This is a genomic window from Bradyrhizobium sp. GW821-FHT12B03 (assembly GCF_058807535.1).
The window spans coordinates 323,852-346,606 of the sequence record NZ_JBXAQU010000002.1 but is presented as its reverse complement, the minus strand read 5'-3'; the positions used below and the strand labels follow the sequence as shown (position 1 = coordinate 346,606).

General features: G+C 64.2%; 23 protein-coding genes. 16 read left to right on the top strand and 7 right to left on the bottom strand.

Translation table 11 applies throughout. From position 1 onward, the window contains the following. The first annotated feature begins 259 nt into the window (after positions 1 to 259). Positions 260 to 826, top strand: a complete 567-nt coding sequence (locus AC1RUR_RS05645) for a hypothetical protein (protein ID WP_492842103.1) — start codon at positions 260 to 262, stop codon at positions 824 to 826. Positions 827 to 940: 114 nt separating this feature from the next. Continuing rightward, positions 941 to 1,123 (top strand): hypothetical protein, encoded by a 183-nt coding sequence (locus tag AC1RUR_RS05640; RefSeq protein ID WP_492842102.1) that lies wholly within the window; start codon positions 941 to 943, stop codon positions 1,121 to 1,123. Between the two features lie 152 nt (positions 1,124 to 1,275). On the opposite strand, the gene AC1RUR_RS05635 is transcribed toward AC1RUR_RS05640, so the two are convergent. The 3 genes from AC1RUR_RS05635 to AC1RUR_RS05625 all read right to left on the bottom strand — a co-directional run bounded on the left by AC1RUR_RS05635 (position 1,276) and on the right by AC1RUR_RS05625 (position 2,111). Next, the gene (locus AC1RUR_RS05635) at positions 1,276 to 1,506 is read right to left on the bottom strand and encodes a hypothetical protein (protein WP_492842101.1); all 231 of its coding nucleotides are present in this window, start codon (positions 1,504 to 1,506) and stop codon (positions 1,276 to 1,278) included. 54 nt (positions 1,507 to 1,560) lie between these two features. Then, positions 1,561 to 1,803: a transcriptional regulator gene (locus AC1RUR_RS05630; RefSeq protein WP_492842100.1), complete on the bottom strand. Its 243-nt coding sequence runs from the start codon at positions 1,801 to 1,803 to the stop codon at positions 1,561 to 1,563. Between the two features lie 98 nt (positions 1,804 to 1,901). Beyond that, positions 1,902 to 2,111, bottom strand: coding sequence for a cold-shock protein (locus tag AC1RUR_RS05625; RefSeq protein WP_097663012.1), 210 nt, complete (start codon positions 2,109 to 2,111; stop codon positions 1,902 to 1,904). A 969-nt stretch (positions 2,112 to 3,080) separates the two neighbouring features. On the opposite strand from AC1RUR_RS05625, the gene AC1RUR_RS05620 reads away from it, so the two are divergent. Together AC1RUR_RS05620 and AC1RUR_RS05615 are read left to right on the top strand one after the other, a co-directional pair. Then, positions 3,081 to 3,770, top strand: a complete 690-nt coding sequence (locus tag AC1RUR_RS05620) for a hypothetical protein (RefSeq protein WP_492842099.1) — start codon at positions 3,081 to 3,083, stop codon at positions 3,768 to 3,770. 133 nt (positions 3,771 to 3,903) lie between these two features. Then, the gene (locus AC1RUR_RS05615; protein WP_092188903.1) at positions 3,904 to 4,347 is read left to right on the top strand and encodes an SRPBCC family protein; all 444 of its coding nucleotides are present in this window, start codon (positions 3,904 to 3,906) and stop codon (positions 4,345 to 4,347) included. A 229-nt stretch (positions 4,348 to 4,576) separates the two neighbouring features. Here the strand turns inward: AC1RUR_RS05615 and AC1RUR_RS05610 are convergent, their stop codons facing one another. Further along, positions 4,577 to 5,908: an Hsp70 family protein gene (locus AC1RUR_RS05610; RefSeq protein ID WP_492842098.1), complete on the bottom strand. Its 1,332-nt coding sequence runs from the start codon at positions 5,906 to 5,908 to the stop codon at positions 4,577 to 4,579. A gap of 354 nt (positions 5,909 to 6,262) precedes the next feature. Here AC1RUR_RS05610 and AC1RUR_RS05605 point away from each other — a divergent pair, with 354 nt between their 5' ends. The 9 genes from AC1RUR_RS05605 (at position 6,263) to AC1RUR_RS05565 (ending at position 14,892) form a co-directional block, all read left to right on the top strand. Then, complete coding sequence (locus AC1RUR_RS05605) at positions 6,263 to 6,400, top strand: hypothetical protein (RefSeq protein WP_492842097.1); 138 nt, start codon at positions 6,263 to 6,265, stop codon at positions 6,398 to 6,400. A gap of 249 nt (positions 6,401 to 6,649) precedes the next feature. Further along, complete coding sequence (oxlT, locus tag AC1RUR_RS05600) at positions 6,650 to 7,939, top strand: oxalate/formate MFS antiporter (RefSeq protein ID WP_492842096.1); 1,290 nt, start codon at positions 6,650 to 6,652, stop codon at positions 7,937 to 7,939. A 258-nt stretch (positions 7,940 to 8,197) separates the two neighbouring features. Further along, positions 8,198 to 9,520 (top strand): oxalate/formate MFS antiporter, encoded by a 1,323-nt coding sequence (oxlT, locus tag AC1RUR_RS05595; RefSeq protein ID WP_492842095.1) that lies wholly within the window; start codon positions 8,198 to 8,200, stop codon positions 9,518 to 9,520. A gap of 182 nt (positions 9,521 to 9,702) precedes the next feature. After that, the gene (locus AC1RUR_RS05590; protein WP_492842094.1) at positions 9,703 to 10,131 is read left to right on the top strand and encodes a CBS domain-containing protein; all 429 of its coding nucleotides are present in this window, start codon (positions 9,703 to 9,705) and stop codon (positions 10,129 to 10,131) included. 101 nt (positions 10,132 to 10,232) lie between these two features. After that, positions 10,233 to 11,252: a 2-dehydropantoate 2-reductase gene (locus AC1RUR_RS05585; protein WP_492842093.1), complete on the top strand. Its 1,020-nt coding sequence runs from the start codon at positions 10,233 to 10,235 to the stop codon at positions 11,250 to 11,252. Positions 11,253 to 11,263: 11 nt separating this feature from the next. After that, entirely contained in the window at positions 11,264 to 12,037 is a 774-nt protein-coding gene (locus tag AC1RUR_RS05580) for a fumarylacetoacetate hydrolase family protein (protein WP_492842092.1), read from the top strand. A 338-nt stretch (positions 12,038 to 12,375) separates the two neighbouring features. Next, positions 12,376 to 13,782, top strand: coding sequence for a hypothetical protein (locus tag AC1RUR_RS05575; protein ID WP_492842091.1), 1,407 nt, complete (start codon positions 12,376 to 12,378; stop codon positions 13,780 to 13,782). 201 nt (positions 13,783 to 13,983) lie between these two features. Then, positions 13,984 to 14,187, top strand: coding sequence for a hypothetical protein (locus tag AC1RUR_RS05570; protein WP_018647766.1), 204 nt, complete (start codon positions 13,984 to 13,986; stop codon positions 14,185 to 14,187). A gap of 57 nt (positions 14,188 to 14,244) precedes the next feature. Then, positions 14,245 to 14,892 (top strand): hypothetical protein, encoded by a 648-nt coding sequence (locus AC1RUR_RS05565; RefSeq protein WP_492842090.1) that lies wholly within the window; start codon positions 14,245 to 14,247, stop codon positions 14,890 to 14,892. Between the two features lie 20 nt (positions 14,893 to 14,912). Here AC1RUR_RS05565 and AC1RUR_RS05560 read toward each other — a convergent pair whose 3' ends face one another. From AC1RUR_RS05560 to AC1RUR_RS05550, 3 genes are all read right to left on the bottom strand, one after another. Continuing rightward, a complete protein-coding gene (locus AC1RUR_RS05560) occupies positions 14,913 to 15,908 on the bottom strand; it encodes an HlyD family secretion protein (protein ID WP_492842089.1) in 996 nt (331 codons plus the stop codon). Positions 15,909 to 15,973: 65 nt separating this feature from the next. Further along, positions 15,974 to 17,275: a glycosyltransferase family 2 protein gene (locus AC1RUR_RS05555; protein ID WP_492842088.1), complete on the bottom strand. Its 1,302-nt coding sequence runs from the start codon at positions 17,273 to 17,275 to the stop codon at positions 15,974 to 15,976. Then, on the bottom strand, positions 17,214 to 18,632 hold the full coding sequence (locus tag AC1RUR_RS05550) for a TackOD1 domain-containing metal-binding protein (RefSeq protein ID WP_492842087.1): 1,419 nt from the start codon (positions 18,630 to 18,632) through the stop codon (positions 17,214 to 17,216). The genes AC1RUR_RS05555 and AC1RUR_RS05550 overlap by 62 nt, the downstream gene beginning before the upstream one ends. 474 nt (positions 18,633 to 19,106) lie before the next feature. Between AC1RUR_RS05550 and AC1RUR_RS05545 the strand changes: the two genes are divergently transcribed. The 3 genes from AC1RUR_RS05545 to AC1RUR_RS05535 all read left to right on the top strand — a co-directional run bounded on the left by AC1RUR_RS05545 (position 19,107) and on the right by AC1RUR_RS05535 (position 22,713). After that, complete coding sequence (locus AC1RUR_RS05545) at positions 19,107 to 20,102, top strand: NAD(P)H-dependent flavin oxidoreductase (protein ID WP_492842086.1); 996 nt, start codon at positions 19,107 to 19,109, stop codon at positions 20,100 to 20,102. 25 nt (positions 20,103 to 20,127) lie between these two features. Continuing rightward, positions 20,128 to 21,096, top strand: coding sequence for a zinc-binding dehydrogenase (locus tag AC1RUR_RS05540; protein WP_492842085.1), 969 nt, complete (start codon positions 20,128 to 20,130; stop codon positions 21,094 to 21,096). Between the two features lie 225 nt (positions 21,097 to 21,321). Beyond that, positions 21,322 to 22,713: a cation-efflux pump gene (locus AC1RUR_RS05535; protein ID WP_492842084.1), complete on the top strand. Its 1,392-nt coding sequence runs from the start codon at positions 21,322 to 21,324 to the stop codon at positions 22,711 to 22,713. Positions 22,714 to 22,755 lie beyond the last annotated feature (42 nt).

Sequence of the window (22,755 nt, the reverse complement as noted above, 5' to 3'; positions counted from 1 at the left end):
CGACACTTCTTCCACTGGCTGAAATCCATCGACGCCGTGCAGGATTTTTCCGGTAGTCCAGCGGTCCTGAAGGTCGCATTGACAGATCCTGTCGACGATTCCAGTCTTCGAGAACTGATCGGGCTGTTGACCAGGCACGGCCTCGACACGAAGTGGTTGCGGAGGCTTCGCACGCAGCATAACGAAGGTTGGTTTGCTAGCGAGCGGATGTTTTGGCACGAAGCTGTATTCAAGGATTGAGGAGCGGTCAGAAGCCTGCATGCTCTGTGTCCTGCAAATCGAAGGAAACGCGCTGGAGAATGGCATCGCCAAACACTTCGCCGCGCCATTCTATCGCAAGGATATTTCGAAGGACGGGCGTGACCTGCTGTTCTATGAGGTCGCCGACGCGTCGAACAGATCCGAGCTATCGCTGCATGTCCGGCAGTTCATCGACCAGAATAAAGCGGCGCTCGCATATGCGCTTCAGCACCCTGAAGACGTCGAAACGATGAAACCTGGATATCGGCATCGTGATGAATGGGCCGCTGTCAAAGTCGATAACTCTCGATCGCGCGCTTGTTGCAGAATTGGGCGGATACGGAATTTCGGTTTCCGTCACTGCCTATCAAGGGGAAATCGTCTTGAGCGACAACCATCCATAAACGGCTGGAATTGCCGTGGTGGCGCACGCGATGAACCAGCCGACGCCAAATTAAAGACGGGTCCCGATGGAACCGATACGGTGGCCGGCCGTTGTTCTTCCGCCGGTGCGCTCTCGACATGCGAGTGTGCCGCTTCCACAGCGAGTGACCAAGCGCCTCGCAGAATATCTGCCCAACGCTGAAGATTGTCCGCCTTCTCGTCCCGAGGGTGACAAGTCGATCCATCTCAGCTTGCGAGCGGGAGGCGTCGCGTCCAGCACTCGCCGGACCACGCCCGTTGATCAAACGAGGACGACATGTTGAAAGATCAAACCTCAGATCGCGCCAAGCGTGAAGCCAACAAGGCGTTCAAGCCTGCCAAAACGCAAAAGCCGATGAACGACTATGCGAAGGACCAGCACTCCTTCAACGAGAACCGTGAGCGGCTGAAGGCGGAGCGATTGGCCCGCGAGGCCAAGCCGGATGGTCGTTCCGAATAACAGGCGATCGCATATTGAGAACAACGAGGCTTGCAGCTTGCCTCCGGCCCATCCTTCGAGACGCCCGCCAAGGGCGGGCCCTCAGGATGAGGTCGCGTTTTGCGGCGAGGATATCCGAGCCTCATGCCTCAAGATCGACGCCAGCCCTTGGCCTAGAGCATCGAGAGCACGACGATCCCGTCTTCGAGCTCGCCGGACGCCAACCGTATCCGCGCGATACGCTCGAACTCCGTCCGGTATTTCTGAAGATAGCTGAAGGCCTGCTTCTGCGTCTGAAACGTGGTGGCGAGCCGGCACATCTGTCGACCTGCGCCAAGCGCGAGAAAAAAGGTGATTGTGCCGCCGCTATCGCTATCCGGCTTGATCCTAGGCACGACCCGCACTCTTTGGCATGTGACCGGCCCTCCTGGAGTGATCGTCGGCGCTATCGAACCTGGCTAGCGCGGCGATTTCCGCGCGCGCTTCTTCGGCGTCGGCGCCGGCAACGATGCGCGGAGATCCGCGTCGGCCGCTTCCTTGGCTTCCCGCAACTCGCGTAGCCGTGCCATGTTCTTGCGGAGTTCGGCAGACTGCTTTTCGGCATCCGCCATCGCCCGCGCGCCCTCTTCAGCCGCCAGACGCTGGCGGTTAGAACGCGCGATACCTGCGGGCGAAGGTTCAGCCGATTTCCTGGCGCTCATCTTCCACCCTGTTCAGCAACGGACAAAACCCGCTCAATCCAGGGATCGAGCGGGTCGCACGGCCGTTTCAGTACATCCGTGAAACGGCACTGGAGAGCTTAAGCCAGCGAGAGATTCTCAGCGCTGACCTTGCCCCGCATCTTGTCGGTCTTGGCTTCGAAGTTGACCTTTTGGCCCTCGGCGAGACCCGCAAGACCGGCCCGCTCGACCGCGCTGACATGAACGAACACGTCGTTGCCGCCGTCGTCGGGCTGAATGAATCCAAAGCCCTTCTGGCCGTTAAACCACTTCACTGTACCTGTCGGCATTCTTCTTCTCCAAAGCGCGCATGCGCGTAGCCCGCGTGACGCTCACGCAGAATCGATTCAATTCGTCGATGTCTCTGGAAAAAGGAGCCCGCGGGCGCATTCAACAAGGCACAGCGGCTGAACGAATGCCGATAACGTATACCCCATCATGGTCGGTTACAAGGCTCGGGCCGGATTTAATTGCGCGCCGGCGGCAGCGGAACACCCGCATTCGAGGCCTCAGGTGTCGCGCGAGACGTGGCACCTCCAGGTGTCCGACACGACAACCATGCGCTCGAATGCCGACCACCAGCGATTCCAGTTCGACGACGTGTCGTTGTGGACATACGCGCCGCGGATTCCTGGGTACATTGTCTCGTCGCCGCCCGGCTCTTGGCATCTATCGGTGATGAGAACGCCGCTTGCGCTCCCGCCTTCTCCAACAAGGAGTCGCGCCATGGAACGGCGTCGTATCAAGCAGATTCAAACGCTCGGGCACCGGCTGGCGGACGAAGTCAGACGCCTGCGTGACGAGGCCCGCTCACTTCCGCCCGGGCGGCGCCGCGAGATCTTGCTGCGAAGGGTTCGGCAGGATGAAACAGCCGTCCGGATCGATGCATGGCTCAGCTCTCCGGGTCTGAGAGCACCGACGTGACGAAACGATATCAGGCTTATTTGGTCGGACAGAGCGGCGTGATCAATCCGCCGAGGCGACCGCGCCTCAGGTAGCCTCGATCTTGACTGAGCCCTCAAGCGATCGCCACTCCCAAGCTGCTCGCAAAAATACTTCACCACGGCCGCGTTGAACTCGCGGTGAAAGGCGAGCCGGTCGAACCCCGCCGGCACGTCGATGCAGATACACGGGATCGCTGCCGCGAGCTCGGGGCGAGGAAGGCCCCGACAACTTGGCCTTGCCGCACACCGTTGATCTTGAAACACTCGTGCTCTCCCGGGCTCGCCGTCCGCCCGCAAGCCAGACACGAGGTCAGCATGTCCCTGCTCGGCACGGCCGCCGTCGCGATGTGGTGGAATATCAGCCCCGAGCAACGTGAGGAATTCGGCGACTGGCACTCGCACGAGCATTTCCCGGAACGCCTGAGCATTCCCGGCTTCCGGCGCGGATCGCGCTGGACCAGCACCGAGAACGCCGAGGGCTTCTTCGTGCTGTATGAGCTGGAGCAGTACGGCATCCTCACCTCGAAGGGATATCTCGACCGCCTCAACGCGCCGACGCCATGGTCGACAAAGATGATGCCGCATCATCTCGGCATGATCCGCAGCCAGTGCCGGGTGACGGCGAGCTTTGGCGGCGGCGTTGCGACCTCCCTCGCGACCATCAGGCTTTCGGCAGCCGTGGGACGCGAAGCAGAATTGCAGGCGAACCTTTCGGAGACGCTCGGCGCATTTGCGCATAGGCCGGGACTGACAGGTGCCCATCTGCTCCTGACCGACACGCCCAGGACGAGCTCGCCCACGACCGAACAGCAGATCCGCGGCGAGGACAGCGTCGCCGACTGGATCGCACTGCTGTCCGGCTACGACCCCGATGCGGTCGAAGACGTTGTCGCCAACCAGCTCTCGCCGTCAGGGCTTCACGCCGCGGGCGCGCGGGACAATCCGACAATCGGCCGCTACCGACTGGCGTTCACCATGACGCCGCAGGATGTCGCAGCCGTCTAGCAACGCGGCCAGACAAACCTCCAAAAAAAAATCGAGACGCCCTGTCGGATCGGCAACGCCTCGGTCGTCCTCGGGACATGAATGGGCCGTAGACGCTAATATCGGGTCCATCAATTCATGAGGGATGACCAAGATGCCCAGCACTGTCCGCCTGCACCGCGTTCTCTCGACCAGTCCGGAGAAGGTCTATCGCGCCTTCCTCGAAGCGGACGCGCTGGCGAAATGGCTTCCGCCCAACGGCTTTACCTGCACCGTGCATCATCTGGAGCCCAAGGTCGGCGGCACGTTCAAGATGTCGTTCCGGAACTTCACGACGGGGAACAGCCACGCCTTCGGCGGCGAATATCTCGAGCTCGTGCCCGGAGAACGTCTCCGATACACCGACAAGTTCGACGATCCCAATCTGCCCGGCGAAATTCAGGTGACCGTGACGCTGAAGAAGGTCTCGGTCGGCACCGAGGTCGACATCACGCAGGCCGGCATCCCCGACGTCATCCCGCCGGAAGCCTGTTACCTCGGCTGGCAGGAATCGCTGCGAAACCTCGCAAGGCTCGTCGAGCCCGAGATCAATCAATAGGGCCAAAGCGGAGCGAGCGCCTCGTCCTTCGAGACGACCGCTTCGCGGTCTCCTCAGGATGAGGCTAAACGGCATCGACGCCCGTTGAAACTGCGGCCACGCACTCCGCCCTCATCCTGAGGGCCCGCCAAAGGCGGGCGTCTCGAAGGACGGCCGCAGAAACGGTCTTCCAATGCGATAGCGGCGTCCGCAAGCGGGGCGAGCAATCGAGCCCGGTCGCCTCCGCGCCCTACGCGCCCGCCTTCGGCGCAAGTCCGCCGCTGGCGGTCCAGCGATCCGGGTCGGGGCTGTGGCCGATCAGTGCGAGGCCGTAGGCGATCGACTCGAACTGGTCGCCTGACATCAGCCGCTCGTTGCCGAACCGTTCGGCGAACAGCTTTCGGACGGCGGGCACGAACGAGGTGCCGCCGGTCAGGAACACCTTCTCCACCTCGCGCGCGGTGATGCCGGCTTCGCCCAGCACCTTGTCGACGGTGGCACCCAGCCGGGCGATATCGTCGGCAATCCAGGATTCAAAATTCTTCCGCGTGATGGTCGAACCGATATCGACGCCGCCGCCCTTGAAGCGGAAGTCCACCTCGTCGTGGCCCGACAGCGCGACCTTGGCGTCGGACACCGCGCGATACAGCGAGAAGCCGAGGTCGAGATCGACGATCGTGATGAAATCCTCGAGCAGTTCCGGCTTCAGCGCGGTGCGTGCGAGCTCCCGCAGCTCGCGCAGATCGCCGTTGCTCTTCATCATCGCGAGCTGGTGCCAGCGCGCGAGGTTGGTGTAGTGGCCGCTGGGGACCGGCAGCACCTTGTCGAACGAGCGGAAGCTGGAGCCTTTGCCGAGCCGCGGCGAGACGACGTGGTCGACGATGCGGTAGTCGAACGTGTCGCCGGCAATGCCGATGCCGGCGTGGCCAAGCGGCTCGGCGCGCAAGGCACCGCCCGTGCGCGAAAAGCGCATCACCGAGAAGTCGCTGGTGCCGCCGCCGAAATCCGCAACCAGCACGGTGGCATCGCGCTCCAGGCGCCGGGCGAAGGAGAACGCCGCGCCCACGGGCTCGTAGACATAGCGCGCATGGCCGGCGCCGAGGCGCTCGAACGCGGCCCGGTAGCGCTGCATCGCCAGCGCCTCGTCGGGATTGCCGCCGGCGAAGCGCACGGGGCGGCCGACCGTGATCGTCGACGTCTCGAAGCCGAACCTGTCGCCGCCATGGCGCGCCAGCGTCCGCAGGAATGCCGCCAGGATGTCCTCGAACTTGAAGCGCTGCCGGAACACCTGCGTGGTGTTGAAGCTGCTGCTCGCCGCAAAAGTCTTGAACGATTGCAGGAAGCGGTAGACGTGGCGTCCTTCGAGGAACGTCTCGATCGCCCACGGGCCGCCTTCGGCCTGGGCGCCGGCGCCCGGGCGGTCCTCCCAGAAGCACAAGGCTGACACATAGACGCTGTGGCGCTGTCCGCCGTGGTCGAAGCGGATGGCCTCCACCCGGCGATCGTCCGCCGCGATCGCGACGACCGTGTTGCTGGTCCCAAAATCGATGCCGATCGAGACGGCGGGCGAGGCGCTCGACATGAACCACTCTGACAGATGATTGGAAGGGGGCAGACCACTAGCGGCTTTGACTTGCCCTGCCAAGACCGCAGATGCTGCAGCGCGGTCGGGGCTCGCCGAAAGCGTTGCCGATCCGGGCAAAGGAGGTCACCCGCGCAACGCGATTTCCGGCTTTCTGACACCGGATCCGCCCTTTCAGGACGTCGCCGGGGACGTTTTAAGCCCGAAGCGGCCGCTTTAACGGACGATTATGCTGCAATGCGGCAGCGCACATGCTGCTATGCAATGGCATGCATGGACACTGGCATCTGGTATACGTAGATTGCCTTTCGAAATGAGACAGCACTGCTGACCGTCTCAAGAAAGGATCTTCCGATGTCCAAGACTGCTTCCGTCGCTCTCGCCCCCTCCTCCACCCTGTTCGCGCGTTTCCTGGCCGCGGTCGATCGCTTCCTGATGGCCAGCGCCGAGATCTCCAATCACAACGGCGACCTGCCGCGCTTCGGCCTGTAAGCCGGCGCTTTCGCGCTGCCGCGGTAGCACGCCGGTTTCAAAACCGTCCACATGCTACTTTTGATGAATGGCCCCGCAGGACGGGGCCATTTCTACTTGTGCTGTCCCTTGAGTCACTGCCGCGGCCGGTCAAAGGCCCCTGCGGCATTTGCGCACGGTGACCGGACCAGCGCTTGAACCTTGGCATAATGAATACAAGAATGCCCCTCCAGCGCTCGCAGAAAAATTAGAGGCGCCACGGGAGGCTTTATGACGGACATGGTGCAGGCAACGGCTCCTACAACCGCGCGCGTTAGCGACACGTATCGCTGGGCGCAATTGGCGATCGGTGTAGCGGCGATGGTGATGATCGCCAACTATCAATACGGCTGGACGTTCTTCGTCCCGGACATCCAGAAGAAGTTCGGCTGGGATCGCGCGTCGATCCAATGGGCCTTTACTCTCTTCGTCCTGTTCGAGACCTGGCTGGTGCCGATCGAAGGATGGTTCGTGGACAAATACGGCCCGCGCATCGTCGTGCTGGTCGGCGGCGTGCTCTGCGCCATCGGCTGGGCGATCAACGCGCAGGCCACCACGCTCAACGGCTACTATCTCGGCATGATCGTCGCAGGCATCGGCGCCGGCGGCGTCTACGGCACCTGCGTCGGCAACGCGCTCAAATGGTTCCCTGACAAGCGCGGCCTTGCTGCGGGCATCACCGCCGCGGGCTTCGGTGCAGGCTCCGCGCTCACCGTCGCGCCGATCCAGGCCATGATCAAGGACAGTGGCTTCCAGACCACCTTCCTCTATTTCGGCCTCGGACAAGGCATCATCATCTGCATCCTCGCCTTCTTCCTGCTGTCGCCGAAGCCGGGCCAGGTGCCGAACATGGTGGCGAATGCCAATCTGCTGCAGACCCGCCGCAACTATCAGCCGACCGAGGTGCTGCGCCAGCCGATCTTCTGGCTGATGTACTTCATGTTCGTGATCGTCGGCGCCGGCGGCCTGATGGTGACGGCCAACCTGAAGCCGATCGCGGCCGACTGGAAGGTCGACAACGTGCCGGTCACGCTGATGGCGGTGACGATGACCGCGGTGACCTTCGCAGCCACGATCGACCGCGTGCTCAACGGCCTGACGCGCCCGTTCTTCGGCTGGATCTCCGACATGATCGGCCGCGAGAACACGATGTTCATCGCCTTCGGCATGGAGGGTTTTGGCATCTGGATGCTCTACCTCTGGGGCCACGATCCGATCTGGTTCGTGCTGCTCTCGGGCTTCGTGTTCTTCGCCTGGGGTGAGATCTACTCGCTGTTCCCCTCGACCTGCACCGACACGTTCGGCGCCAAGTTCGCGACCACCAATGCGGGCCTGCTCTACACCGCAAAGGGCACGGCCGCGCTGCTGGTTCCGATCGCCAATTACATGCAGCAATCGTCGGGCACCTGGGACAGCGTGTTCATCATCGCAGCCGGCGCCAACATCCTGGCCTCGGCCCTGGCGATCGCGGTGCTGAAACCCTGGCGCAAGGTCGTGGTCGCGAAATCGACTGTCGCCTGACGCGCTTCACTTACTGCTCGTTCAAACGACGACGCCCGGCCTCACGGCCGGGCGTTTTCGTTTTGCGCAAGGTTTCGCGCTGCCGTCGCACAAACGGAACTGCCGATTTTGTGACGCGCGAGCCAAGATTGGGCTTGCATTCTGGAATATGGTATACCAAGCTCCTCGCCGCGCTTGCGACGATAAGCCACAATATTTGCGACATCACGTCATCTTGGCAAATGGTGTCGACCAGAAAAGCGCGTTGGGAGGTTCTTGATGATTTCCAGCACGGACGGCGCCGTCACGGCCGCGCCTCTTCGCACCGGTTTCCGTTGGCTCCAGCTCGGCATAGGCATCGTCTGCATGGCGATGATCGCCAACCTGCAATATGGCTGGACGCTGTTCGTCGATCCGATCGATGCGGCCCATCATTGGGGCCGCGCCGCGATCCAGCTCGCTTTCACCATCTTCGTCGTCACCGAGACCTGGCTGGTGCCGGTCGAGGCCTGGTTCGTCGACAAATACGGCCCGCGCATCGTCATCATGTTCGGCGGCGTGATGATCGCGCTGTCCTGGGTGCTCAACTCCTATGCCGACTCGCTCACGCTGCTCTATGCGGCCGCGATCGTCGGCGGCATGGGCGCGGGCGCCGTCTACGGCACCTGCGTCGGCAACGCGCTGAAATGGTTTCCCGACCGCCGCGGCCTTGCCGCCGGCGCGACCGCCGCGGGCTTCGGCGCAGGCGCCGCGCTCACCGTGGTGCCGATCGCGACCATGATCGCAGCGAGCGGCTATCAGCACGCGTTCTTCACCTTCGGCATCGGCCAGGGCCTGATCGTGTTCGCGCTCGCCTTCTTCATCCAGCCGCCGCGGATCTCGATCCCGCCGAAGAAGAAGCAGCTTAACCTGCCGCAGACCAAGATCGACTTCACGCCGCCGCAAGTGCTGCGCACCCCTATTTTCTGGGTGATGTATCTCGTCTTCGTCATGGTCGCCTCCGGCGGCCTGATGACCGCAGCCCAGATCGGCCCGATCGCGCACGACTTCAGGATCGCCGACACGCCGGTGACGCTCGCCGGCTTCCAGATGGCGGCGCTGACCTTCGCGATCTCGCTCGACCGCATCTTCGACGGCTTCGGACGTCCGTTCTTCGGCTGGGTCTCCGACACGATCGGCCGCGAGCACACCATGTTCATCGCCTTCGGCACCGCGGCACTGATGCTGCTCACGCTGTCGGCCTATGGCCACATGCCCGTCGTCTTCGTGCTCGCGACCGCGGTTTATTTCGGCGTGTTCGGCGAGATCTACTCGCTATTCCCCGCAACCTGCGGCGACACCTTCGGCTCGAAGTTCGCGACCACCAACAACGGCATGCTCTACACCGCGAAAGGCACCGCCTCGCTGCTCGTCCCACTCGCCAGCGTGATCTCGGCGGCGTATGGCTGGAAGGCCGTGTTCGTGGTGGCGGTGGCGCTGAACGCGACGGCCGCGCTGATGGCGCTGTTCGTGATCAAGCCGCTGCGCCGCTCCTTCATCCTCGGCAAGGAAGCCGAGAGCGCCGGCACGACCACGGCGAACGCCAAGACCGAGACGGCGTAGGCCGCTACACACCTTGAACAGTTCAAGAAGGGGCGCAGTGATGCGCCCCTTCTTCGTTTTGGCACGGGGGGCAAACGTCAGCATCCCTGTCGCAAGATTTTTCGGATCAGCCAAATCCAACGCTTGACGATTGGCATTATGTATACCACAATTCACCCGTCATTTCACCCAGGGAGGTTGCAATGCTGGTCGGAGACATTCTGCGCAAGAAGACGTCGCGCGTTGTCACGGTGCGAATGAACGAAACGGTGGGTATCGCCGCCAAGCTGATGCGCGCCAACAACATCAGCGCGCTCGTGGTCAAGGACGTGGTCCGCTCCGAGGGCAACACCGCGGTCGGCATGTTCACCGAGCGTGACGTGGTGCGCGCCATCGCGGAGCACGGGGCGGGCGGCATCAACGTCAAGGTCTCCCAGCTCGTCTCGGTGCAGCAGCTCATCTCCTGCACCTCGACGGACACGATCGAGCATGTCCGGCATCTGATGAACCGCAATCACATCCGCCACCTGCCTGTGATCGACGACTACAGCCTCGTCTCCGTCATCAGCATGCGCGACATCGCCGCTGCCGTGGACGAAGCAATCAACGGCGCGCCGCAAGCAGCAGCTTAAAGCGCCACGACCCTTCCCCTGCGACGACCGGCCCCGGCTCGGATCCTTCCGAGCCGGACCGGATCTTTCGTCCCAAAATTCCGGTCACCCGCGAGGATTTCATGAAGATCTGCATCTACGGCGCCGGCGCAATCGGCGGGTATCTCGGGGTTCAGCTGGCGCGCGCTGGCGCCGACGTCAGCCTGGTCGCACGCGGCGCGCATCTGGCCGCGATGCGCGAGCGTGGCCTGACGCTGCTCGCGGGCGAGGAGAAGCACACCGTACACCCGCGCTGCACGGACGATCCCGCCGAGCTCGGCGTGCAGGACTACATCATCATCACGCTGAAGGCGCATTCGATCACCGGCGTGATCGAGAAGATGCAGCCGCTGTTGGGCCCGCATACCCGCATCGTCACCGCCGTCAACGGCATCCCCTATTGGTACTTCTACAAGCACGGCGGCAATTACGAGAATTCGACGCTGGAGAGCATCGACCCCGGCGGGCGGCAATGGCGCGAGATCGGCGCCGAGCGCGCCATCGGCTGCATCGTCTATCCCGCCACCGAGATCGAGGCGCCCGGCGTGATCCGCCACGTGTACGGCAACAATTTCCCGCTCGGCGAGCCCTCCGGCGCGATCACTGGTGACGTGCAGCGCCTCGCCGACCTGTTCGTCGCGGCCGGCCTGAAGGCGCCGGTGCTCGAGCGCATCCGCGACGAGATCTGGCTGAAGCTGTGGGGCAATGTCTGCTTCAACCCGATCAGCGCGCTCACCCATGCGACGCTCGACGTGATCTGCACTGATCCGGCCACCCGCGCGCTGTCGCGCGCGATCATGGTGGAGACGCAGGCCATCGCCGAAACTTTCGGCGTCAAATTCCGCGTCGATGTCGAGCGCCGCATCGAGGGCGCCCGCAAGGTCGGCGCGCACAAGACCTCGATGCTCCAGGACCTCGAGCGCGGCCGCCCGATGGAGATCGACCCGCTCGTCACGGTGGTGCAGGAGATGGGCCGCCTCACCGGGATTGCAACGCCTGCGCTCGACTCGGTGCTGGCGATGGTGACCCAGCGCGCCCGCATCGCCGGCCTCTATGACGGCGTCTCGGCGCCAGCCGATCCGCGCGCACTGGCAGTGGCGTGATGGCGGGCGAGATGAAACAGTGGCTGCGCTTCCGCCATGCCGGCGCGACCGGCTTCGGCACGCTGAGCTCATCCGGCATCAGCGTACACGAGGGCGAGATGTTCGGCCGCCATGCCGTCACCGGCAGGACGCTTGCGCTTTCGGAGGTCGAGCTGCTCGCGCCCTGCGAGCCCGGCAAGATCGTCGCGCTCTGGAACAATTTTCACGCGCTCGCCGCCAAGCTGAACCAGCCCGAGCCACCGGCGCCGCTCTACCTGCTGAAGGCCACCACCAGCATTGCGGCACCGGGCGCAGTGATCCGCCGTCCGTCTTATTACGACGGCAAGACCACCTATGAGGGCGAGCTCGGCATCGTCATCGGCAGGACCTGCGCCCGCGTCTCGCCGGTCGAAGCCGACAGCTTCATCTTCGGCTATACCTGCGTCAACGACATCACCGCCAACGACATCCTGACCAGCGACCCCACCTTCCCGCAATGGGCCCGCGCCAAGGGCATCGACGATTACGGCCCGTTCGGCCCGGTGATTGCGACCGGCCTCGATCCGGCCAAGCTCATCGTCCGCACCATTCTCAACGGCGCCGAGCGGCAGAACTATCCGATCGCGGACATGATCTTCACCGCGCAGGAGCTGGTTTCCAAAATCTCCCACGACATGACCCTGCTCCCCGGCGACCTCATCGCCGTCGGCACCTCGGTCGGGGTCGGCGTGATGAAGGAGCCGGTCAACATCGTGACCGTCGCGATCGACGGCATCGGCGAGCTGACCAACGAATTTCGGCTGTAGGGCGCTCACCCCTCTCGCCGTCATGGCCGGGCTTGTCCCGGCCATCCACGTTCTTCTCGCGCCGATGCAAGGACGTGGATGCCCGGGCCTTCGCCTCGCCGAAGCGGCTTCGGCCGCGCAGGCGGGACAAGCCCGGGCATGACGAGTTTGCGGAACGACCGCATGCCCAAACCTCGGGAAAACCCGGCACCTCCCGCATCCCCTCCACCGATCGGCTGACGCCGACGGCTGTGGATCGCGCTAGCTGACAGGTCCGGCACCCCGCCCGCCCCTTGATCTCGGTTCGCCTCTCCAATAGCAACTATGGCGACATTGTGTGCCGGCGTGAGGAAGTCACGATGTGGCTGTTTTTCCTGGTTGCCTGGTTCGTCCTGCTCGCTGCCATCGCGTTTCTCGCCCAGCAGGCGTTTGGTTACGACGTCACCCACCTGCCCGCCCTGTTTGCGGGTCTTGCCATGCCGCAACGCATCGCGACCGGCGCGATCCTGGCCGTGGCGCTGGCGCTGATCGGCGCAACCGTCTGGCGGCTCTCGCGCCAGGACCGGCGCCTGGACACGCTGCGCGACCGGCTGAAGAAGACCCGGGAAGACGTCGTCGTCGCCCACGCCCTGCAAAACCACCTCGACGCCACCGTCCAGCACCTGATCGAGAGCGACCCCAGGGAAGCTGTCTCCGCCCTCCACGACAAGCTGGGCGAGACCGAGCAGCGCGCTCTGCTCCAGCAGGGGCGCAACGAATCCACCGACATGCACGACCAGCTCGCCGAGATCCGCCGCCGCCAGCAGGCGCTGCGCGAGATGGTCGGCAAGGTCGCCGATCAGCGCCGCGCGGTCGAGCCCGTCTTCACCGAGATCCGCGACCGCCAGAACCAGCTCGAACGCTCGCTGCTCGACCTCGAGACCGACGACCGCAAGAACAGCCTCGCCGATCGCCTGAAGGAGATCGCGCGCGACGTCTCGACGCTGCTGACACGGGTGAACACGGTCCAGGACACGTTTGCGACCCTGAACCAGTACAAGGAAGATCTGGCGAAATCCCACGCCGAACTGGTGCCGCTGCGATCAACGGACGCCGGCATCAACGCGCTGATCGGCGAGCTCGGCCTCAGCCATGAGCGTCTCACCAAGGGCATCGACGAGCTCGAGACCGGCGGGGAAGCGCCGCTCGGCACCCGCGTCGAGACGCTGTCGAGGAACAAGATCGAGATCGAGCAGCGCCTGGCCCGCATCGACGACAGTTTCAACATCCTGAAAGCGATCCGGCTCGACTTCGAGGAGCTCGGCCAGCGCCAGGCCCAGCTCGAACGCGCGCTCGCGGACGTCGAAACCGACGCCGATGGCAAGACCCTCGCGAACCGCCAGAACGCGCTGAACGATTTCGTCATCCAGTCGCGCCAGCGCCTCGGCGCGTTGCAGGAGACGCTGGCCACGCTGAACGCCTTCAAGACGGAGCTGTCGAAGTCGCAGGCCGATCTCGTCCCGCTGAAGGCTCCGGTGTTCGGCATCGAGGCCCTGATCGCCGAGGTCAGCACCACTCGCGATCTCCTCGCCAGGACCGTCGGCGAGATCGAGGCGAACGGCGGCGTCCCTCTCGCCTCGCGCGTCGATGCGCTGACAAAAAGCAAGCGCGAGGTCGAAGACCGCCTCACCCGCATCTTCGACAATTTCAACGCGCTCGATGCCTTGCGCAAGGACATCGGCGGCATCTTCTCGACGATCCGCAACAGCCTGAACCGGATCGGGTGAGTTTGTCGGATCGTAGCCCGTCCGCCGCGAACCCCTGCCGTCACACTGCGAAACAATTCGACACGCATCACATCTCCGCGCGCCCGACATATGCCGCCAACATGTCCCGCGTGCGCCGCAACTTGGACGCATTCGGCCGCCCTTCTGTGAGGCGTGTCTGGGGGCACGGCACTGCCGTGTTTGGACCAAACCTTCAGGGGTATGACTGTGAAGAAGATTGTATTTGTTCTGGGTGCGACGCTTGCTCTGGTGACGGCTGCGAACGCTGCGGATTTGCCGCGCCGCCAGCCCGTGCCAGTCTATCCGGCAGAGCAGGCGCCGATCGGCAAAATGCCGATTGGCAAGAGCCCGGTTGGCAAGGCCCCGATCGGCAAGGCGCCCGGCCCGGTCGCGGCGCGCTACTGACGCGTAGCGACATACGCGCAGCATCTGCGCAATCGGCCGACAGTCGAGGGGCACAGCGTGACGAACAAACCTGATCGATCGGGATCCTGCATCCTTGCGGGATTCGCGCTTGCGGCGATGCTCGCATGCACGACGCCTTCGGCCTCGGCCCACGAAGCGAACAAGCGCATGGCCGATGCCAATGCGCTTGCCACGACCGAGACCGCATCACGACCGGCGCCGCAGTCGCGGCGCCCCGTCGCGCGTGCAGAGAAAGGCCCCTACTACGTCGACTTCCGCGCGCGCACGGCCGCGAGCTGGGGCCACGCCTTCGTCTGGTACGGCAAGACCAGCGAGCGCGCCGTCGAGGTCGCGGGCCTGACGCCCGCCGGCGACACCCTTGCCTACGTGCTCGGCCACCTCACCTGGGTGCCGTCGGAAACCGGCGCGAGCTACGGCGATCTCGATCCGGAATATCTGACGGCGAGCTATCGCGTCTATCTGAACGAGGCCGACGCCAAGCGCGTGTTCGCCTACATCAAGAAATTGCAGGCGAGCTCGCCGGTCTGGAACGCCGAGACCACCAACTGCACCGGCTTCATCGGCGACATCGCCGAGTTCATGGGCTTGAAGGTCCCCTATCGCTGGCAGCGCCCGGAGAACTTCGTCAACAGCCTCAAGGAAATGAACGGCGGCCGGCAGATGGTAAGGCTGTCGGCGGAATAATCGAGACGTCTCGGCCCGGCTCAAAGCCGGCTGACGCCTGCCCGAACGAGTTGCACGGCTTCGGCGACGATATGTCCAAGCCATTGGGATGACGAGGCCCGGCTGATCGTGACTTTCGCAAACAACGGCGGAACATCTTCACCGGGCAGGATCTGGACGCGGAGCACCTGCTGACGCTCGACCGGCGTGAAGGCACGCTGGAACTCCCTCGGCAATGCTGCCGCGAACGGCTCGATGCGCGAGATGACTCCGCGGCTGGCGCGCAATCCCGCCTTGACCGTAACCTGATCGCCCTCCTGGACACTGTACAGCACGCCTGTCGGCATGTAGGCCAGCACGAACCGATCCGTCCCGCTGAGCTCGATCAACGGCTCGCCGGCACGCGCGACCGATCCTTTGGTTGCGGCAATCTTCGTGACAATGCCGTCGATCGGCGCCCGTACGCTGCCATCGTCGTAGATTCTCCGCAGTTCCGCAATCGCCGAGCGCGCCTCGGTCAGCACCGTATTCAAACTGAGCAATTCGCTTTCGATCGCACGCTCCTCAGCCTGCATCGCCTCCAGGTCCTGGACTCCGCGATATTCGCTCTCCAGCGCCGCGGCGTGCTGATTGAGTGACAGATAGCCCCGATCGGTCAGCGTCTCGTACTGCTTGCGGGCGTCGCTGGCGAACTCCCGGCGGTGCTGAGCGAACGGCATCATGGCGCGAATGACTTCCTTGCGGATGCGCAGCTCGCTCTCGCGGACGATGCGCGACGTGATCTCGGCCGTCAACCGCGCAATCGTCTCCGCCACGGCCTGCGAGCTCACGATGGCAATCCTGTCACCGGTCTTGACCGTCTCGCCGTCCCGGACCGTGATGTCGCGAACGGTCACGGCATATTCGGCTGCGGCCATTGCCGGCTCACCCAGAACCAGCCCTTCACTACGCAGATAGATCCGGTCGCCCAGCAGGAAGTTACCGAGCCACAGCCCGAACGCCAGCATGGTTCCAAGATAGACAACGCGGATGAACATCAGTCTCTTCGAGCGGGGTTCATTCCCGAAAGGTTGTCCGTGGGATCGCGTCTTGAGGTGTCGCACTATATGATCTCCACTTGCTTCATGACGTGCCGCGGCACGTACGGATCCCGGTACGAACTCCTGAAGATCAGCTCCTGCGCAATCGCCACCAGGCGAACGACCCGCACGATCGAAATCTGCAATATCGTGTAGAGCGGGAGGTAGACGACCAGCCAAAGAGGCACGCGAACACCAACCGCAGCAGCGGCGGCGAAGGTCACGACGTCGAGCATCGCATAACCCACCAGCGTCACCGCCAGGATGGTCGCGGCGAAGGTGCCGAAGTAGTAGAAGAGCCAGACGAGATACAGCGGGAATACGGCTTGCAGAATGACCTGGAAGAAGACGATGTCCAGGACCGTAACCGCGTCACTCAAGTGAAACGTCGCTTCGCGCGGATCGAGAACCTTGCGAAACTTGCGCGCCCAGATCGTGATCAATCCGCGATCCCATCGCAGCCGCTGGGCGATGAAGGCCGGCACGTTGTCGGGAACGTCGGTCAACGCTCTGGCCGTCGGCACAAAGCGCAGCTTCCAGCCGGCGCCCCGCAGCTTCATCGTCAGGTCGGCATCCTCCCCGACTTCGACGTCCTGACCGCCGACGCCCTCGATGGCCGCGCGCCGAAACGCGCCAAACGCGCCCGAAACGACGGCCAGCGTGCCGAGCGTATCCGCGATGCAGCGGCCGAGCGACAGACCGATCGCATATTCGATCTCCTGAAATCGCGTCATCAGGCCGGCCGCGGCATTGCGAGCACCGAGATTTCCGCTGACGGCGCCGACCTTCGGGTCGGCGAACGGCCGCACCAGTTCGACAAGTGCGTCGCGGTCGAGGGTCGTATCGATGTCGCAGATGACGACGATCTCTCCTCGGCACACGGAGAGAGCAAGATTGACACCGGCACTCTTTCCGCCGCGCCGCGCCACGCGCAGCACCGTGCTGATCTTGCCCTCCTGCCGCAGCTCCGAAGCCACTTCGTACATGCGATCGGTCGAGCCATCGTCCACGACGACGATCTGGACGCCCGCGCATTGCGAAAATATCGTCTGTTCGCCAAGAGACGCAACGCACGCGCGCAAGACGCGCTCCTCATTGTGTCCAACCAGGACGACACTGATCCAAAGCGATGGATCGAGCGGACGCCGTTCCTCCCGCCAGAGCATCGACACCGGAGCGACCAGCGCACCGACGACATAGCGCGGGATCTCGATCAGCGTCGTGAACCAGAACAGGAACAGGAAACTGGTTAGGTCCAGTGAATCAAGGAGCGATAGTGCGTCCATCTCCCGCTTCCCTCGACAGCATCTCGACGATGGCCGCACCCTCGGCAACCTCGATGCCGAGCTCGACATGTCCCGCGGCCGCGTCGTCTATGACCCGCCGGATCCGACGCTCGAGCGCCTCGATGTCCGTGGCGGAGGTGTTTGGAAAACCGATCACTGCGGACCGCCCCGCGTCGACGCCCACGAAATCGCTCGATCGCAGCTCGCCGCCAAGGGCGTCGGCAACGCGCTGAAAGCCCGCGTCGGCCGCAATCGCGCCCTTCTCGTGCATGAGCTTCTCGAGATTGAGGACGGTCACGCGCGCCACCGAAAACGGCCGGCTCAACCTTTGCGACACCCTGAGTTCGTGCATGGCAAGAAGGCCGAACTCGTGCGGCGAGTGGATGCGGGTGCGACGCTCGAGCAGCGGCGCGATATCGAACTGCGGCAGTCGCCCTTCGCGCAGAGCGCGGATACCTTCGTCCGTGAGCTCGTAATGGTACCAATCGCTCGAGGCCGCGTCGTCGGAGGCCATGACCATAGAGCAGTCGAGACACACGAATTTGACCGATGGATCCGAGCAGGCGCTGCCGCAGGCGGCGCAGATTGCGACCTTCCCCGGCTTTCCGTAGTCCACGCCGAAATGGTGCAGCGTGCGCTCGCATTTGGGGCAGACCAGCAGGTCGCCTCTTCTGAAGCTGGATTCGGCTTGCTGGCATCCGCATCGATAGTGATGGACGAGTTCGTCCTCATTCAGATCCGCACTGCCACACCCCGGACAGGCCTCATAAACGTGCAGGCGAGACGAAGCGCATTTCGTGCACGAATGCAGCCGCGCAAAATGACGCCGCTGGAACAGTTCGAGGCGCGCCAGCATCTCGAGCTGATGGCGCAGGCCCGGCATCGCACCCAGCATCGGGTATTCGACGAGACCGCGCGAGGACGGATCGAAGCTGGCCGTGATCGGCAGGTTTCTGGAATAGGCGAGCCGCAGCAGCGTCAGCTCGGCGACGTTCTGATGCTCGGCCCTGAACGGAATCTCCGACAGCCGGCGCCAGATCGGCGCAAATGCGTGTTTGAGTTCCTCGACACTGCCGGGCTCGAAGGAGGTGCCGACGAAATCACGCCGCAGGCCTGGATTGTTGCCGAAATCCGCGATCGGCAGCGCGGGATCCCGGGCCGTCTCCAGCGCCTCGCGCAGGTCCGCGGGCTCGACATGACCAAGCAGGACGATCGCCGCAAAGTCAGCGCCCGGCTCGCTCCAGATTCCAAATTCGGGAATCAGAGAAGGAGAGCCACCCAAGGGGAGAAAGCCAAGGGAAGGCGCAGCCTGGAATTCTGCAGCATGATCGGCGGGTACGAAGCTTTCGACTGACATTTGTCCCAATACGCCCGGTTTCTCACCGCAAATCATCATGCCTTCTCTCGGCTGGATTTGATCGCGGTCAAGCGCTCCGGAGGAGATCGTCGGGGTGGTTGCGCGGGAGTTAACAATCGTATCGTTTTCAGGCTGTCTCGTTGGGCAACACACCTGCCGGCCGCACCGCAATCGTCACGAACCACGGGCCGGGGAGCGAGGGACGCGTCGGCGTCGGGCGAGAGCGTGCAGGTGTGCCTGCGACGGAAATGCAAGTTGACGAACTCTGAACGCTCCTCGCACTCCGCCAATGCGGGCGCAGCGATGATGTGGAAGCAGCGGGGCTCGAGAGCCGTCCCAGCGTCGTCCGGCGAAGGCCGCCCCCCAATTATCCGCTCTGCGGAATCCCTTCGCCTCCCGCATGATCGCCCCGCCCCCACCGCACGCCGGCACAATGGACATTTCCCAACCCGGGCGGCATCCTGCCGCCATCAACCGATAACAGAGCCTGCCACGCAGGCGGGGAAACGCATCATGTTGCAGACACGGTTCACCAAGCTCGTCGGCGTCGAGCATCCGATCGTCCAGGGCGGCATGCAATGGGTCGGGCGCGCCGAGCTGGTGGCTGCCGTCGCGAATGCCGGCGCGCTCGGCTTCATCACGGCGCTGACCCAGCCGACGCCAGAGGACCTCACCAAGGAGATCGCGCGCTGCCGCGATCTCACCGACAAGCCGTTCGGCGTCAACCTCACCATCCTGCCCGCGATCAAGCCGCCGCCCTACGCCGAATACCGCGCCGCCATCATCGAGAGCGGCATCACGGTGGTCGAGACTGCCGGCAACAAGCCGCAGGAGCATGTCGACGAGTTCAAAAAGCACGGCGTCAAGGTCGTGCACAAATGCACCAGCGTCCGCCATGCGCTCTCGGCCGAACGCATGGGGGTCGACGCCATCTCGATCGACGGGTTCGAATGCGCCGGCCACCCCGGCGAGGACGACACGCCCGGCCTGATCCTGATCCCGGCCGCCGCCAACAAGGTCAAGATCCCGATGATCGCCTCCGGCGGCTTTGCCGATGCGCGCGGCCTCGTGGCCGCGCTGGCGCTGGGCGCCGAGGGCATCAACATGGGCACCCGCTTCATGGCGACCAAGGAAAGCCCGATCCACCAGCTCATCAAGGAGAAGATCGTCGCCAATGACGAGCGCGAGACCGAGCTGATCTTCCGCACCATGCGCAACACCTCGCGCGTCGCCAAGAACGAGATCTCGACCAAGGTCGTCGCCATGGAGAAGGAAGGCGCCAGGTTCGAGGACATCCGCGAGCTCGTTGCGGGGGCCCGCGGCAAGATGGTCTACGCCACCGGCAATTCCGACGAAGGCATCTGGTCGGCCGGCCAGGTGCAAGGCCTGATCCAGGACATCCCAAGCTGCGCCGAGCTCATCTCCCGCATCGTGCGCGAAGCGGAGGCGATCATCCAGAGCCGGCTCGAAGGCATGATCGCTCGTCCTAGCGCGCAAGCTGCCGAATAGTCACCGCAAGAAGCGAGAGCAATTCATGAAGGCTTACGTCTACGGCCCTGACGGGGCTACGATTTCCGACGTCGCTCAACCAAAGCCGAAAGGCACGCAGGTGCTGGTTCGCGTCCGCGCGTGCGGACTGAACCGCGCCGACACCGGCATGCGCAAGGGCCACGCCCATGGCGCGGCCGGCGGGGTCGGTACCGTGCTCGGGATGGAATGGGCCGGCGAGGTCGCCGAGCTCGGGCCCGACGCGAAGGGCTTAGAGGTCGGCGACCGCATCATGGGCTCGGGCGGCGCGGCATTTGCCGAATATACGCTGGCCGATCACGGCCGGCTGTTCCGCGCGCCCTCGAACATGAATTTCGAGGAGGCCGCCACCCTGCCCGTCGCGCTCGCGACCATGCACAACGCCGTCGTCACCGTCGGCGGCGTCCAGGCGGGCCAGAGCGTGCTGATCCAGGGCGCCAGCTCCGGTGTCGGCCTGATGGCGATGCAGATCGCCAAGCTCAAGGGCGCACGGCTCGTGATCGGCTCGTCGACCGATGCCTATCGCCGCGGCCGGCTGAGCGAATATGGCGCCGACCTCGCGGTGGACTCCTCCGATCCCAAATGGGTGGATGAGGTCCTGAAGGCCACCGGCGGCGAAGGCGTCGATCTCATCGTCGACCAGGTCTCAGGCCAAGTCGCCAACCAGAACCTCGCGGCGACGAAGATCCTGGGCCGCATCGTCAATGTCGGGCGGCTCGGCGGCACCCATGCCGATTTCAACTTCGACCTGCACGCCGCGCGCCGCATCAGCTATATCGGCGTCACCTTCCGCACCCGCACCATCGAGGAGGTCCGCGAGATCTTCGGCGAGGTCAGGAAGGACATCTGGGGCGCGGTGGAATCGCGAAAGCTGCAGCTCCCGATCGACCAGGTGTTTGCATTCGGCGACATCGACAAGGCGTTCGAGCACATGGAGGCGAACAAGCATCTCGGCAAGATTGTCGTGACGGTGTGAGAAGCGGCGACCAGAGAAGAGTGGCAGCGCACCACTCTGTCCACTCGTCATGGCCGGGCTTGACCCGGCCATCCACGTCTTTGCCGTCCGGCACGAAGAACGTGGATGCCCGCGACAAGCCCGGGCATGACGGAGTTAGCGAGCGTCCCGCTCCTGCAACTCACTAGCGTCTACAGCTGTGGATCATAGCTTGATGTTCACTCATGGGCTGCTAAATCCACCGCCATGACCTCCCAGCACAACAAGACCTCGGTCGCGGCCATCTCGATCTTCGCCAGCGGCGGCATGGCGGCGGCCAAGTTCGTGGTCGGCGTGGCGATCGGCTCGCTCGCGCTGATCTCGGAAGCCCTGCACTCCTCGGTCGATCTGATCGCGACCATCATCACCTGGGCGGTGGTGCGGGTGTCCGACAAGCCGGCCGACGACGAGCATCATTACGGCCACGGCAAGCTGGAGAGTATCTCCGCGCTCGGCGTCACCGCCCTGCTATACGTGCTCGCCGGCGGCATCCTGGTCGAATCCTACAGCCGGCTGCGCGAGGGAACCCCGCCGCCGACCATTTCGGCCGTGCCGTTCGTGGTGCTGGTGATCGACATCGTCGTCAATCTGTGGCGCGCCCGCGCCCTGCACCGCGCCGCGCGGGAAACGCGCAGCCAGGCGCTCGCCGCCGACGCGCTGCATTTCGCCTCCGATGTCATGGGCTCTCTCGCCGTGATCGTGGGCCTGATCCTCGCCGCCCTCGGATTCTGGTGGGGCGACGCGGCGGCGGCCGCCGCGGTCGCGGTGATGATCGCGGCGCTCGGCCTGCGCATGGCCGGCTCGACCGTGCAGACGCTGGTCGATCGCGCGCCGGAGGGCGCGCAGGCGAAGGCCACGGCCGCGATCCGCAGCGTGCCCGGCGTGATCGGCGTCGAGCGGCTGCGCGTGCGCATGGTCGGCGCGACCACCTTCGTCGACACCATCGTAAAGGTGCCGCGAACCTATCCGATCGACCGCATCGAGGAGATCAAGCGCAAGGTGCAAGCCGCCGTCGACAAGGCGTTCGGCGATGCCGACCTCACCTTCACCCCGGTCCCCGTCGCCCGCGACAACGAGACCGTACGTGACCGCATCATGGTGATCGCCCGCAATTCGAGCCTCGCGATCCACCACGTCACGGTGCACGACTTGGGTACGATTCAAGACTCGGGCGCCAAGCTGATCGTCAGCATCGACCTCGAGGTCGACGCCGGGATGCGGCTCGACGCCGCCCATGACGTCGCCAACACGCTGGAGCGGAACATCCAGGAGGAGTTCGGCGCGGACGTCGAGGTCGACGTCCATATCGAGCCCTTGGAGCCGGAACTTCCGTTCGGCACCGATGCCGCACCGGAACGGGTGCAGACCATCGCCGCCGCACTCACCGAATATGCCGCCGGAAGCGAGATCCACGACATCCATAATGTGCGCGTCCGCAACACCGACGCCGGCGAAATCGTCAACTTCCACTGCCGCGCCACGCCGTCAATGAGCGTGATCAAGGTGCACGAGCATGTCGACGCGATCGAGCGCGCCTTGCGCCGCGCGTTCCCGAGCGTGAAGCGCGTCATCAGCCATGCCGAACCGCCGCGTATGTGATTCAGACTGTGCGAGGAGTCACACGTTCCCGTTTCGGACTCA